Origin of the sequence: Thalassotalea euphylliae (genome assembly GCF_003390395.1) — a bacterium.
Classification (GTDB): Bacteria; Pseudomonadota; Gammaproteobacteria; order Enterobacterales; family Alteromonadaceae; genus Thalassotalea_F; species Thalassotalea_F euphylliae_C.
The window spans coordinates 2005590-2020443 of record NZ_QUOV01000001.1 but is presented as its reverse complement, the minus strand read 5'-3'; the positions used below and the strand labels follow the sequence as shown (position 1 = coordinate 2020443).

Sequence of the window (14854 nt, the reverse complement as noted above, 5' to 3'; positions counted from 1 at the left end):
TTTTGATTACATTGCCTAGCCGCGCAAACACTATTTCTGCCAACAAAGGCTTTATCCGCATTGGCTTAAGAACCAAGTTAGTGATCCTCTCTAGTTTTCTCTTCACCATTCCATGGTTTGGCTATCAATATGTTTGGGAGATGGAAAAATACCTACGCTATGGTCAAGAACAGACTATTGTTGGGACAGCTAGGGCGCTAGCAACAACACTGCACGATCGCCCGAATCTGTTCGACAACCAAGCGTCTTTCTTAGCCAGTGTCGAAAAAGGTAAAGATCTATACGGCTTTCAAATTCGCCAGCCCATTCAATTAGATGGTCGCTACAACGACTGGCCTGACTTTGAAGGTAAGGCGCACTTTTACGAAGACTCAAACATTATCTGGCAAGAGCCCAATCAAGCTGTTAGCCTTCGCTTTAATGCTGCCGTCGGCAAATACGACAAGTACTTGTACCTATTTTTTAATGTTGTTGACGATAAACTTATTTTTCGAGGCAACAATGCACGGTCGATTTATCTCAATGATCATTTAACGCTGAGTCTTACCGCCCCTAATGGTGAGCATCAGCAATATATTGTCAGCAATAAAAATGCAGGCTGGATAGAGTCTTTTCAGCTAGATAATCAAGCAAGTCGCCCACAGCCGATTAACTATATTCAGGGGGTATGGCAGCCAAATAACACAGGCTATAACGTTGAACTGCGCCTACCGCTTGACTATGTCGGTAATAAAATAGGTTTTAGTTTTGCCGATGTTGATGCGACAAGCAGTAAGGCAACGAGTTTAGTCGGCTCGGCTAATACCTCCGATCCTGAGCAACTAGGCACTATTCTCGTTCCTTCGCCAGAAATAGAGCGTATTGTGAAAGGCATGAGCTATACCCAGTCCAGTATTTGGGTAATAGATAAACACCAACGGGTACTGGCGAGCGCTGGTGATATTAATAGCGCAAGTGGTGTTTGGCGCTCAACCGCGTCAACTAATGCCAACTCGGGCATTTGGCCAACATGGTGGCATTGGCTGCAAACGAATCTGTTACATCCGCTTTATTACAAGGTGCTGACCAAACCAACGCAAGATTTTTACGACCAGCTTTACGATGAAAGTCACTTAGCTGGCGAGCATATCGAGCAAGCGTTATCAGGTGAAGTACATAGCCAATGGCGATTAAGTACCGACAAACAAGCGGTGATCCTCTCTGCTGCCTACCCTATTTATATAGACGAACAAGTGCAAGGGGCCGTGATTGTTGAAGAAACCACAAATGGCATTAAAACCCTGAGAAATAAAGCGTTAGAGCAATTATTTACGTCAATTCTCGCCATTTTACTGGTTGGTACCATTAGTTTTTTCTTTTTTGCGTCTCGTATTTCTAATCGGATTCGTCAGCTACGTAATCACGCAGAAGTGGCAATAGACGAGCACGGGCGAGTGAAAGAAGACCTACCGGCACTAAAAGGTAATGACGAAATTGGCGATCTATCACGAAGTTTTTCCACGGCGGTATCGCGATTAACTCAATACAATCAATATTTGGAAAACTTATCTTCGCGTTTATCACACGAGCTTCGCACACCCATTGCCGTAGTGCGAACCTCAATAGAAAACTTGTCTATGTACCCTATTCCTGAAAACGCCAAAGCCTATATTGAGCGTGCAGAATCTGGCGTGCACAGGCTAAATCACATTATTACCAGCATGACAGAAGCTACACGCGTTGAACAACTGCTACAACGTACCGAAAAGCAATCCTTTAATGCCTATGAGGTTATTGCCAGTTGTATAAGCGGTTTTAAGCAAATTCACCCTGAAACGACTTTTAACTTTCAGGCCCCGAATCAAAAAGCAAATGTGCTAGGTTCGCCTGAACACTTCGCGCAAATGTTAGAGAAAATAGTGACCAATGCCGTTGAGTTTAGCTGTGACGCACAAGTAGAAATAATGCTGATCACGGTAAAGAAAAATCTGATTTTAACGGTGAAAAACAATGGTGAGTTATTGCCAGAAACGATGGAAAATCGTTTGTTTAATTCCATGGTATCGCTAAGGGAAGAAGCTTTAGTAAACAGTGAATCTAGTTTGCAATCATCACAGCCATCGTCAAATTCAAAACCATCGCCAAATTCACAGCCACATTTGGGGCTTGGGCTTTTTATCGCTCGGTTAATTTGCGAATACCATCAGGGACAAATCAGTGCGCAAAACTGTTTTGACCCTAATGGCGTGCAAATTAATATCGAAATACCGCTAACTGAATAAACGGATAGGCTGTAATGTATAAAGCGGCTATTGTTGTCGCTAGGATTTGGTGGCTATGCTCTGGCTTGTGGCTATGCTCTGGCTTGTGGCTATGCTCTGGCTTGTGGCTATGCTCTGGCTTGTGGCTATGCTCTAATTTAAAACTACTCAATACCTATATATTTGTGTACTTGCACTGACAAGCGCCAGTTATTTTCAATACAAGTATTAATTGCGAGTTCAGTTGCCCGCTGTTTTTGGCTTATTGGTTGTAAGTAAACTTGTTTATCTGTGACTTGGTGCTCTGCCAATAATGCTTTTAAATCATCAACATGTTGTTCAGTGGCCACTGGATGTTTGATTTCATTAGCGCGCTGCATCGCCTGCGATAATACTTTGTAGCCACCTCGCATATTCACTTTCGGTGATACTGTTACCCAGCACTTTTCAGTGGTATTAATTTCAAAGGTGCCAGAGGTTTCAATTTGTGTGCTGTAACCACGGCTTTCGAGCGTTGCACAAAGTGGCTTCAAATCGAACATACAAGGCTCACCACCAGTGATTACCACATGTTTTGCTTGGTAATTTTGCTCAACAAACAATTCAGCGATGCCATCAACTGACAACTCGCTCCAGTGCTCAGACTCTTCGCTTTTCGCTAATAAATCGTTAACGGGAATGGCTAATTCAGGCTTGGTTTCCCAAGTGTGCTTGGTATCACACCAAGAACAGCCGACAGGACACCCTTGTAAACGGATAAATATAGAAGGCTGACCCGTAAAAGAACCCTCACCTTGCAGGGTTTCAAAGATCTCATTAATTTTATACAAAATGGTATTGTCGGTAGGTGTTATATCAGTTGTCATGCTTTCGCTAAAGAAGTAGATCAAGTAAAATTCAACGCATTATCGATTATACCTCAAGAGAAGTAATAAATGACTGAAAAAGTTGTCGTTATCTATTCCGGCGGCATGGATTCATACACAGTACTGAATCGCGCAATTAAAGATGGTATGGAAGTATACCCACTAACGTTTGATTACGGTCAACGCCACGTTAAAGAAATTGATTGTGCAGCAGCTGTATGTAAATCATTAAATGTACCGCATAAGGTTATTGATATTTCAGCGATTAATCAGTTATTGGCGGGTTCGTCACTAACCGATGATATCGAGATACCCGAAGGCCATTACGAAGAAGAAAGCATGAAATCTACCGTTGTGCCGAACCGTAATATGATTTTACTGTCACTCGCTGTGGGTTACGCTGTTTCAGTTGGTGCTTCAAAGGTTTATTACGGCGCACACTCTGGCGATCACGCTATCTACCCTGACTGTCGCCCAGAGTTTGTTGAGAAAATGAATGATGTTTGCCAAATTGCCAATTACGAAGCCGTTGAAATTTACAGCCCTTATTTAAGTGTTAGCAAAACGGCTATTTTAACTGACGGCATAGCGATGGGCCTAGACTACAGCCAAACATGGACCTGCTACAACGGTCGTGAACACGCTTGTGGAAAATGCGGTGCTTGCCAAGAGCGTTTAGAAGCCTTTCGTGATAATAACGCAACGGATCCATTGACTTACGAAGTTACAGCTTGAATCCCCTAGAGCTAACTACGACGTAAATAACGCGGGCATTCTTGCCCGCTTTTTAGTCTTATTGTTTGTAAATTGTTCTTTTGTCTGTCATCTTTAGTAAACGTAGCTCATATTAAACAAAAACTTAGCTTGTTTTTGGTGGTGGTGTGGCAGCAAAAAAAGCCAGTTCAGAACATTGGATTTCAATCATTTCACAGCGAGAATTACCAGCGTTAACCTCAACTGCGCTGTTACTCGATAAATTTGCTAACGATGATGTTTCATCCCTACCGAGATTAAGCAACGCGATTTTGCACGATCAAGTGCTTTCTTCTTCTTTACTAAAGGTTGCCAACAGCATTCAGCGTATCGGGGTAAATAAAATCACCACAGTCTCTCGCGCGACTGTGATCCTTGGCATTCAAACCGTTAAAAATATTTGCCTGACCTCTAAGGTCATCGAAAGCCTGCTGAAACATAAAGATCTCGATATTGAAGTTTACACAAGAATTAAAAGCTTGATGGCGCAATCATTCTTTGCCGGACAACTTGCTAAAATGATGCTCCCTAATCACAGCGATGAAACCCAAGAAGAAGTATACATAGCAGCGATGCTGCGCAGAATTGGCGAAACAGCATTCTGGTGTCTAGGTAAAGAATTTCAAGAAGAGCTAGATCATTTAATCAGTGTACCAAAACAGCAATACGAAGAAGCATGCATTGAACTTATTGGAATGTCGTTTGATGAATTGAGCATTGGCTTAGCGCGCCGATGGCAACTAGGTGATTTAATGATTAAATCACTCGATAATCCAGAGCAACGCACTCTAGAGATGCAAGTTATCTACCTCGCCGACAAGCTGGTCCATTATATTCACAACCCGCCGACCGCAGTGAAGTACAACAAAATAATTCGCCAGATATCCAAGTTAATGAAAATATCTGATCAGCAATTGCTTTACCGCATTAAACAAACCCGCGAAACCTCGATTAAGTTGCTCGAGTCGTACGGTGCACAAATACTCATAGAATACGTGAAAAAGCTACCGACAGCTGCCGAGCTGGCGCATGATAACCAGTTTGTTTATGAGGAAGTTGTCAATAAGGAAGCGGCATTGCTGAAAACCATTCAGCATCTCACCAGCATGACGTTAACGACTAAAGACGCTAGCCTTTACTTGGAATATGCACTAACGCAATTGGCTCGAATACTAAATTTTGAAACCTGCTCGTTTTATTTGCTGACCAATTTAAAACAAACATTAACCTGTCGCCAAACCGTTAACCACTTTGGCAAAGTTGTAGAAGAGCCGTTAACAATCTCACTGACAGATCAGAAATCTTTGCTAAACCGAGTTTTGTATACCCAACAACCTGTGATCGTAAACAACGAAAGCGACCACAGTAACGCTCGCTTTCCCTACCCTGTTAATAAGCTTTTCGCCAAATCAAAATTGGTACTCGCAGCTGTCCACATAAAACAAAGTAATATAGGTATGATTATTGGGCAGCGTAAAAAGCCAACAATAGAGCAAGCAGAATTAGACAACTTTCATTTGCTGACTCAGCACCTTAATATGTGCCTAACCTTGATTTCACCCAATAAAAAAGCCACATGATCACCACTGCTATTAAATCCACATTGGACTATTGCTTATTTACTTTAGGTTTTATTTTAGCCGTACAACTTCCCGAATTTATTCAACAATATAAACAATATTTAGCGGGTAAACTGAGTGAAACTCAGTGGCACTTAAGCGGTTACCAAAAAATAGCAGATCAAAACTACCAAGGCAGTATTCCAGCGTTAATTCAAGATTACTTGGCAAGTGGTAAACAAGCGATTGAACAGACCGGCCAATTGGTCAGTGAGATGTTAACTCGCAAACAAAGCCTGACAGAAACCATTGCATCGCTTGATAGCAGCAGTTACATAGAGCAAGTCATTAGCTTATTTACGAATGTAAATGTTAAAGATGCAGAAACTGTGCTTGGTTATTATCAATTAGCGATCCCATTAACCGTTGAAGCATTAGCATCAGGTGTTGTGTTAGCCTTTATATTTATTTGGCTTCGAATGCTAGTTACAGGGTTATTTAGCCGAATGTTACCCCAAGGAGCATAGCGTTAATCAATCGCATTCAAAAAAATTCATGCATAAAAAAATCGAGGCCTAAGCCTCGATTTTTTGTCTTCGCTAGCAACAAGTTAAAGGTAATTTATCTTGCAGCCAATAGCAAACTTTACTCGTTGCCGTCTTCAACACGACTCTTAAGTTTTTGACCTGGTCTAAAGGTAACCACTTTACGGGCAGAGATAGGAATATCTTCACCAGTCTTAGGGTTTCTGCCAGGACGTTCACTTTTCTCTCTTAAGTCAAAGTTGCCAAAGCCTGATAATTTAACCTGCTCACCTTCTTCAAGAGTTTCTCGAATTTCTTCGAAGAATATCTCAACCATATCTTTAGCATCGCGTTTGCTCAACCCGACCTTTTCATATAGGTGTTCTGCGATTTCTGCTTTGGTTAGCGCCATTGCTTAATCCCTCAGTGATGCATTTAGTTCAGTTTTTAATGTATCAACAACCCGATTAACAACTTCTGTTATATCTTTTTCTTCAAGAGTTTTCTCAACGTCTTGCAAGGTCATTGCAATCGCTAAACTCTTAAAGCCAGGTTCGATACCTTTGCCTGTGTATACATCGAACAAGTTTAGATCAACTAAATTATTTCCGCCAACCTTTTCAATGAGTTGTAACACATTATTTGCTTCAACTTGCTCTTCAACCACAACCGCGATGTCGCGACGGTTGGCTGGGAAGCGAGAAATATCGCGAGCTTCAGGTACATTTAAGGTTAGAACAGCGTCTAACAATAATTCAAACACTAGAGTACGGCCGTTTAATCCTAATTTTCTTTCTAATTCAGGATGTAAGGTACCAAGGTAACCAACTAGCTCGCCATCTTTGTGAACTGCCGCTGTTTGACCTGGGTGTAATGCATCAATTTCTGCTTTTGAAAATTCAAACTCAGCGCCTTTACCAGTCACTGCTAACATAGCTTCAACATCACCTTTGATATCGAAGAAATCAGCGGCTACTTTGGCTAAGTTCCAGTGCTCTTGGTTTTGTGAGCCTGAGATTACACCTGCGATCATTTGTTGTTGGCGTACACCGTTTTCTGCACTTTCGTCAGGAATAAAACGCAGACCTGTTTCAAACAAACGAACACGACCTTGCTGACGGTTTTGGTTATAAGTTACCGCTTGTAATAAACCGGTCCACAGGCTTAAACGCATCACCGACATTTCTGATGAAATTGGATGCGGTAGCGTCATTACTTCTTGGTTAGGATGTAGCAAAGCTTGTACTTTCGGATCAACAAAGCTGTAAGTGATCGCTTCTTGGTAACCGCGATTAATCAGCGCTTGGCGCAGTTTAGTTAGACCTAACTTACCTTCGCTGTGCTTGCGCATTGAAAGTGATGCTTGCGGCGCAACATTTGGAATATTGTTGTAACCAAAAATCCGCGCCACTTCTTCAATTAAATCCACTTCAATTGAAATATCGAAACGGTAACCCGGTACAGTTACTTCCCAAACATCGTTCGCGAACGCAACTGTGAAACCTAAGCGAGTTAGAATTTCAGAAACTTTGTCATCTTCAATGTGTAAACCGATACGTTGGTCTAATTTCGCACGGCGAAGGCTTACTTGGCGTGGCTGAGGAATATGCTCGTCAGATTTTGCTTCAACGATTGGGCCAGCTTGACCGCCAACAATCTCAAGAAGTAACTGAGTTGCACGCTCCATCGCATTGCGTTGAAGCTCAGGATCAACACCACGCTCATAGCGGTGTGACGCATCAGTGTGCAAACCGTATTGACGTGCTTTACCAAGAATCGCCAATGGTGCAAAGAAGGCACTTTCTAGGAAAATATCTTTACTACCTTCAGCTACGCCAGAGTGAAGACCACCGAAGATACCTGCCATCGCTAGTGACTTGCCGTCTTTACCTTCAGAACCAGTATCAGCGATAACTAAGGTCTCTTCCGAAAGCGTCACTTCGTTTTCGTCTAATAAAACTAGCTTTTCTTCTTTGTTCGCAAAACGTACATCAATTGCGCCATCGATTTTTGCTAAATCGAAAGCGTGCATTGGGTGACCTAACTCAAGTAATACATAGTTAGTGACATCTACCACAGGGTCATTTGAACGCACACCACAGCGACGCAGCTTTTCTACCATCCAAAGTGGTGTTGTTGCGTCAAGGTTAATGCCTTTAATGACACGACCTAAGTAGCGCGGGCACGCAGCTGGTGCTGATAAGTTAATTTCGCGGGTATCTTCAATCGTCGCAGGTACTGGCTCAATAGCAGGCTCAGTAACAGCTAAGCTGTTAAGTACACCTACTTCACGCGCTAAACCTTTAATACCTAAACAGTCACCACGGTTAGCGGTTAAATCAACATCAATCGTGTTATCGTTTAAGTCTAAGTAATCACGAATATCGGTGCCGATTGGCGCATCAGCTGGCAATTCAATAATACCATCGGCGCTTTCTGCCATGCCTAGTTCAGACTCTGAACACAGCATACCAAATGAAGGTTGACCGCGAAGTTTCGCTTTCTTAATTTTGAAGTTGCCCGGTAGCACAGCGCCAACCATAGCAACAGCCACTTTAAGACCTAAGCGACAGTTTTTCGCGCCACAAACAATATCTAATAATTCGCCGTCAGTGCTGGCATCACCAACGTTAATTTTGGTGACTTGCAGTTTGTCTGCATCTGGGTGTTGACCACATTCAACTACTTCACCAACAACCACGCCTGAGAACTCACCCGCAACTGGGTCAACGCCGTCAACTTCAAGGCCAGCCATTGTAATTTGGTGCGCTAACTCGTCAGAAGTACTCTCTGGGTTAACCCACTCTCTTAACCAAGATTCACTAAATTTCATTATCGCTCGCCTTACTTAAACTGTTTTAATAATCGAAGATCGTTTTCAAAGAATGAACGCAAGTCGTTCACGCCGTAGCGCAACATAGTTAAACGCTCAACACCCATACCAAAGGCGAAACCGGTGTATTCTTCTGGATCGATACCCACTGATTTAAGTACATTCGGGTGAACCATGCCACAACCTAGTACTTCTAACCATTTGCCGTTTTTACCCATCACATCCACTTCTGCAGAAGGCTCAGTGAATGGGAAATAAGAGGGACGGAAACGAATTTGTAGATCTTCTTCAAAGAAGTTATGTAAAAAGTCGTGCAAGATACCTTTTAGGTGAGTAAAGCTCACGTCTTTATCAACCAATAAACCCTCTACCTGATGGAACATTGGCGTATGTGTCTGATCGTAATCGTTACGGTATACGCGACCCGGCGAGATAATACGCAATGGCGGCTTTTCCGCTTCCATAGTACGAATTTGCACGCCTGATGTTTGCGTGCGTAATACCAACTTAGGGTTAAAGTAGAAGGTATCGTGATCTTGACGTGCTGGATGATGCTCAGGAATATTCAAGGCATCGAAGTTATGGAAATCATCTTCCACTTCTGGACCCGCTTTTACTTCAAAGCCTAACTCACTGAAAAATGACTCAATACGCTCAATTGTTCTCGTAACTGGGTGTAAGCCACCAATCTCGTTAGTGTTACCTGGCAAGGTTACGTCAATTGACTCAGCCGCTAATTTTGCTTTGATTTCTTCTGCGCGCAGTAACTCACCACGTTCAGTTAATAGCTTTTGTACTTGCTGCTTAGCTTGGTTGATTACTTGGCCTGCTTTTGGCTTTTCTTCTTTAGGTAGCTGGCCTAAGCCTTTCATCTTTTCGGTAAACACACCTTTTTTGCCTAGGTAGCTTACGCGCACGTCATCTAGTGCAGCAGGTGTCGACGCCGCAGCGATCTCTTGCTCTGCTTGCAAAATTATATCGTCTAAGTTCATGATTTCCTCTAAAGCGAATTGCTTAAGTTAGACTTATTCTTATGCCCACACCACATTGAAAAACCATGCTTTTCTTGGACTTTTCTTGGAATAGGTCTATTTAAAAAAATGGTGAATGATTCTACATAAAAAGCGAGTAGAAATGTAGAGCTAATATTGGCTTAGCGCTAATTTTATTGGATTTTTGCTGGTGTTTTTTTAAGAAGTAAAAGATTAAGCGTGCTAAATGAAATTGATGGGTAATAAAGAAAGAGCCTAGCTATTTATAACTATTGATGTGGCACTGTCATTTTTGTCTAGATATTAAGCTAAATTACGACTTAATTTCGGTAATTAACACTAATGATGAAAAAAAATTTCCAGTAAGCAATACAAAGCGATTAGGTATGACTTTTCAACCAAAGCTTTCCGCGCTAAATATAAGCCAATAAGAACTAAAATAAACAAAACAAACAAGTTATTACCCTACTGCGTCTAAATTCATAATTCTTGGTGCTTAGTTAAAACTAAATTTAGAGCAATTTCACTATCGAGCTGTCGTTGTCCATTGTAGTGGACACCATCCAATTAACTAAGTCCTCCAAATCAACACGTTTGATATTGATCTTTCCAACACTTAATGGAGCAAGTAACCATTTGTTTAACCAAAGGTTATGAAAATGTTAAATATAGGAAAGAGTACTCTTGTTTCATAGCTTCAGTTTTAAACAATCCATGATTACAATTAATACTGGATAATTAACGGAATAAATTGATGAACAAATATCAGCAACTAACACTAGCACAAAAGTTGTATACGGGCTTTGGAGTTGTTTTAACGCTTATTGCGGTAGTAGGTGTTATCTCCTACTTTGCCCTGCAAAATGCAACAGAAGGGTTTACTGGCTATCGTGAAATGGCCAGAGATACGAACTTATCAGGTCGAGTCCAAGCCAACATGTTAATGGTAAGGATGAATGTTAAAGACTTTATTATCACTAACTCAGATAAAGATAAGCAGCAGTTCGAAGAATATTGGCAAAAAACTCAGAGCTTTATGCAAGATGCGCAGCGAGAAATCAATCAGCCAAATAGAGCCAGAGCAATTGACGAGGTAGACAATAGTTTAACGCTTTATCATGACAGCTTTGAACAGGTCGTTTCTCTTATTGGAGAGCGTCATCAATTAGTGAAGCAGGTACTTGATGTTAAGGGGCCTGAAGCAGAGCAAAACCTCACTAGGATACTCAAATCGGCTAGAGAAGATGGTGATATGGTCGCTGCCTACGGGGCATCCTTGGCGACTCGAAGCTTACTACTAGCGCGTTTGTACGCGGGTAAGTTTCTAAACACTAATGAATTATCCGACGTAGATAGGGTTAAAAGTGAATTTGCCGACCTAAACAAAGAGTTAGAGATTTTAGATTCGGAGTTGCAAAACCTTACACGAAGGGAACTGTTAGCTAATACCCAGAAATTAACCGCTGAATATTACGAAACTTTTCTAAAAGTTGTCGACATCATTCTTCAACGCAACAGCATTATCACCAATAGCTTAGATAAGATAGGACCTGAAGTCGCCAGAAAAGTTGAAAACGTAAAACTAGATATTAAGTCGGTGCAGGACACATTAGGGCCTGAACTAGTTGCCGCGAATGAAAACTCTATTCTATTAATCGAAGTCATTGTTGTTATTTCAATCATTATTGGCATATTTGCTTCAATTATCGTTACCAAGCTGATTCTGAATCAGATGGGCGGTGAGCCTAAAGAAGTAATTTCTGTGGCTCAACGAGTTGCCGACGGTGAGCTTGATCTTAATTTACCAAAAAACAATTCGGCACCTGACAGCCTGTATTCAGCCATAATCACTATGGTAGAGCGATTGAGAGACAAAGCTCAATTAGCTGCTAAGATTGCCGAAGGCGATTTATCGAAGAATATCAATTTATCGTCAAGCAAAGATAATCTTGGCCAGTCTCTGCAAACCATGACAGAACAATTGCACGACGTCATCTCTCAAGTTCAAACCTCTAGCGCCAACATTAGCTCAGCCAGTAATGTGGTGTTGAAAAACAGTGATGACCTAGCGTTAGGAATGACTAATCAAGCAACATCGCTGGAACAAATATCCTCGTCTTTAGAGGAGCTTTCGACGCAAACCAATTTAAATGCGACCAATGCCGAAAAGGCGACTGAACTAGCCAATAACGCAAAGCAATTTGCACAAACTGGCCGAGACAAGATGCAGCAAATGACAGAAGCGATGTTCGAAATAGACTCAGCAGGTCAAAGTATTTCTAACTTTATTAATACAATTGATGAAATTGCCGCTCAAACCAATTTGCTGGCGCTAAACGCTGCTATTGAGGCAGCAAGAGCTGGTGAGCAAGGTCGTGGCTTCGCCGTTGTAGCCGACGAAGTAAGAGGATTAGCAGCAAGAAGCACACAAGCTGCAGAGGAAACCAAAAAGCTAGTTGCTATGTCTACAGCGAAAACAGCAACAGGTAATCAAATTGCGGAGCAAACATCGGATGCGTTGCAACAGATCTATAGCCAAATAAACGAAACTGCATCGCTTATGTCAGATATTTCTAATGCCAATAACGAGCAAGCTCAAGGAGTGAACTTTATTAATCAAGGTGTGGCTGAAATAGACAAAGTAATCCAGCAATCTGTTGATATTTCAACCTTGAATGCAAAGGAAACAAATAACTTAACAAGCTCAGCAAACGAGCTAAGAGTTATGTTAGAAAGGTTCAAACTATAAAATCTCTCATTAGGGTAACTTTAACAAGTAAAGGCGATAGATTCACAATCTAGTTTGATTGCGGCCCCTAACAAGAGCCAAATACCTACGGAGCCGGCAAGGTAATGTCGGCTCCAGAATTCTTCTATGACAACTTTTTCAATTGTACTAGCTCATACTCAGAATATGACCTATTCAATAAGAGAGGTTATGTTTCACCGCCTCAATTGCAATGTACCCTATTCCCTATTCCCTATTCCCTATTCGGATGAGTTTGTTCTAAATTTAGTACATTAATGCAATCTTTCCGGTTGATGGAAGTGATAGCCTTGGTACATATCCACGCCAAACTCTTTCACTTTGTCTAACACCTGTTCGTTGGCAACGTATTCCGCCACTACTTTAATATCCAGTGAGTGACAGAAGTTCACTATGGTATTCACAATAACTTGATGCTTTTGATTCGTCGCTATCTGCTTTATTAGTGAACCATCAATTTTAATAATATCGACGGGTAAGCGGGTTAAATATTCAAAGTTAGAGTAGCCTGAGCCAAAGTCGTCAATCGCAATCTGACATTGGTGCGCTTTTAGCTTGACGAGGAAATCAGCAAACTTTTGATCATCTAGCTCATAATTCTCCGACTCAACAAGCTCGATAATCACGTTTTTGCCGAGTTGGTATTTGTCTAGTAATGAAAGTATTAAATTTGCAGTAAACCGATCGGAGATATCCGCTTTTGATAAGTTCAGCGAAAAGCGTTGCTGCTTGCTGGCAAAATATTCAAACGCTTTTTCAATCACCACACGTGACAGGCTTGGGTAAACTTTTGAACGTTTGGCATAACCTAAAAATTCGATTGGTGAGACATAATGCTGCTTGTCTGGGTCAAAATAGCGCATAAGTACTTCGGTGGAATAATAGTCGTGTTGCTGATTCACTATTTTCTGACCAAAAATGACAATGCCATTACCCGCAACTGCTGACTTTAAGCGATTTGTCCAATCAATGGTGGATAGCAAGCGACTGTGAATGTTGCTACCTTGTGTGAAAACAGAAAGTTTTTGATTCAGCTCATCACCACCCACTAACGCCATCCGTGCTCGGCTGAGCAAGTCGGCATCAGGCATCCATTGCGCTAACCCAATGTAAAAAGATAACGAGAATAAATTGTTAGCCGTTTCTATGTCTCGCTCTTCGAGCTCATTCTGCCATTCTAAGCAAAAGCGAATAAAATCGTTAAATAGTATGGTATTAGGCATCAATACAGCAAAAGAGCGACCAGAGTGGCGATATAGTGTTGCTTCGACTGGCAATAAGCTAGCTAGTTGAGAGGCAACACGCGCAAACACCCGATAATACTCTTTAATATCATAAGCGTTTTGGATCACTTCTAAGTCAGGAATATCAATAATGGCAATATGACATTGCAGCTCACTACTCATGTCACTAAGTAAAGTAGAGTAGTTTTTTGCTTTGGTAATTGGGTCAATAGTTTGTTGTTCAATGACTAACTTTTGTTTTGTAAATTCAGTAACATCTTGTCTAATCGCGATATATTCAGCGATACGACCACTATCATTAAATATCGGTGCTATGGTGCTTTTCACTAAATACGTGTCACCATTTTTCTTACGATTTTTGATCACCCCTTGCCAAATTTTACCGCGCGCTATGGTGCGCCATAAATCTTTAAATACCGCGGCGTCCATATCGGGATGGCGAATAATATTGTGACTTTGACCAATAAGTTCACGCTCATGGTAACCGGAGGTTTCGCAAAAATTTTTGTTAACGTAAGTAATAATGCCCTTAGGACTGGTTTTTGACACGATCGAAGAAGCATCAATCACCTTTTTATGTTCGTGTAATAGCTGGATATAGGGATTCACCAAATCGAGCTGTTCACGATAGCCATTATCAATCTGATATAGCTGAGTGCCCTCTTCTTCATTTGATTGTGAGTCGTTATCACTTTGCGTTTTTACAACATCACGAATCGTCGCGTGAATATAACTGCTATCACCGTGCGAAATTTTTACAATAGTAACTTCAACCCAGTGCAGAAGTTGCTGCATGTCTCGGTGTAACCACAAGAATCGCTGCTTACCGTGTTGGTAGCAAGCCATAATTTTCTGCCAACCTTTTTCAAGTGAAAGTAGCCCGTCAGGCTGATAGGTTGGTGACAAATCCCAGGGTCGCTTAGTTAAACACTCGCGCCGGTTAGCAAATTTAAAGAAATCCAAAGCCGCCTGATTACAGTCAATCACGTCTTCGCCACGCAATATCAACATAGGATCAATAGCATCAGACAATAATTCAGGGAAACGACTACTTAATACAACTTCATTCATCGAAC

Annotated in this window: 11 protein-coding genes; 5 read left to right on the top strand and 6 right to left on the bottom strand. The window is 41.5% G+C overall.

The annotated features are described in order from the left end of the window. Positions 1 to 2: 2 nt before the first annotated feature. Positions 3 to 2261: a proteobacterial dedicated sortase system histidine kinase gene (gene pdsS / locus DXX92_RS09000; RefSeq protein ID WP_245961439.1), complete on the top strand. Its 2259-nt coding sequence runs from the start codon at positions 3 to 5 to the stop codon at positions 2259 to 2261. On the opposite strand, the gene DXX92_RS08995 is transcribed toward pdsS, so the two are convergent. Then, on the bottom strand, positions 2233 to 2412 hold the full coding sequence (locus tag DXX92_RS08995; RefSeq protein WP_116000150.1) for a hypothetical protein: 180 nt from the start codon (positions 2410 to 2412) through the stop codon (positions 2233 to 2235). The genes pdsS and DXX92_RS08995 overlap by 29 nt on opposite strands. Next, complete coding sequence (queE, locus tag DXX92_RS08990; protein ID WP_245961438.1) at positions 2405 to 3106, bottom strand: 7-carboxy-7-deazaguanine synthase QueE; 702 nt, start codon at positions 3104 to 3106, stop codon at positions 2405 to 2407. Before queE ends, DXX92_RS08995 begins: the two co-directional genes overlap by 8 nt. A 69-nt stretch (positions 3107 to 3175) precedes the next feature. On the opposite strand from queE, the gene queC reads away from it, so the two are divergent. From queC to DXX92_RS08975, 3 genes are all read left to right on the top strand, one after another. Continuing rightward, positions 3176 to 3841 carry a 7-cyano-7-deazaguanine synthase QueC gene (queC, locus tag DXX92_RS08985; RefSeq protein WP_116000149.1) on the top strand — a complete coding sequence of 222 codons (666 nt, stop codon included), beginning with the start codon at positions 3176 to 3178 and terminating at the stop codon, positions 3839 to 3841. Between the two features lie 146 nt (positions 3842 to 3987). Further along, a complete protein-coding gene (locus DXX92_RS08980; RefSeq protein WP_116000148.1) occupies positions 3988 to 5439 on the top strand; it encodes an HDOD domain-containing protein in 1452 nt (483 codons plus the stop codon). Next, a complete protein-coding gene (locus DXX92_RS08975) occupies positions 5436 to 5945 on the top strand; it encodes a DUF2937 family protein (RefSeq protein WP_116000147.1) in 510 nt (169 codons plus the stop codon). The genes DXX92_RS08980 and DXX92_RS08975 overlap by 4 nt, the downstream gene beginning before the upstream one ends. Positions 5946 to 6063: 118 nt before the next feature. On the opposite strand, the gene DXX92_RS08970 is transcribed toward DXX92_RS08975, so the two are convergent. From DXX92_RS08970 to pheS, 3 genes are read right to left on the bottom strand one after another with little or no spacing between them, the layout of a single operon-like run. Further along, entirely contained in the window at positions 6064 to 6354 is a 291-nt protein-coding gene (locus DXX92_RS08970) for an integration host factor subunit alpha (RefSeq protein ID WP_116000146.1), read from the bottom strand. A gap of 3 nt (positions 6355 to 6357) precedes the next feature. Beyond that, positions 6358 to 8775 (bottom strand): phenylalanine--tRNA ligase subunit beta, encoded by a 2418-nt coding sequence (gene pheT / locus DXX92_RS08965; RefSeq protein ID WP_116000145.1) that lies wholly within the window; start codon positions 8773 to 8775, stop codon positions 6358 to 6360. 11 nt (positions 8776 to 8786) lie between these two features. After that, positions 8787 to 9767, bottom strand: coding sequence for a phenylalanine--tRNA ligase subunit alpha (pheS, locus tag DXX92_RS08960; protein WP_116000144.1), 981 nt, complete (start codon positions 9765 to 9767; stop codon positions 8787 to 8789). Positions 9768 to 10521: 754 nt separating this feature from the next. Here pheS and DXX92_RS08955 point away from each other — a divergent pair. Further along, positions 10522 to 12516: a HAMP domain-containing methyl-accepting chemotaxis protein gene (locus tag DXX92_RS08955; RefSeq protein ID WP_116000143.1), complete on the top strand. Its 1995-nt coding sequence runs from the start codon at positions 10522 to 10524 to the stop codon at positions 12514 to 12516. A 272-nt stretch (positions 12517 to 12788) separates the two neighbouring features. On the opposite strand, the gene DXX92_RS08950 is transcribed toward DXX92_RS08955, so the two are convergent. Beyond that, positions 12789 to 14849: a bifunctional diguanylate cyclase/phosphodiesterase gene (locus DXX92_RS08950; protein ID WP_116000142.1), complete on the bottom strand. Its 2061-nt coding sequence runs from the start codon at positions 14847 to 14849 to the stop codon at positions 12789 to 12791. Positions 14850 to 14854 lie beyond the last annotated feature (5 nt).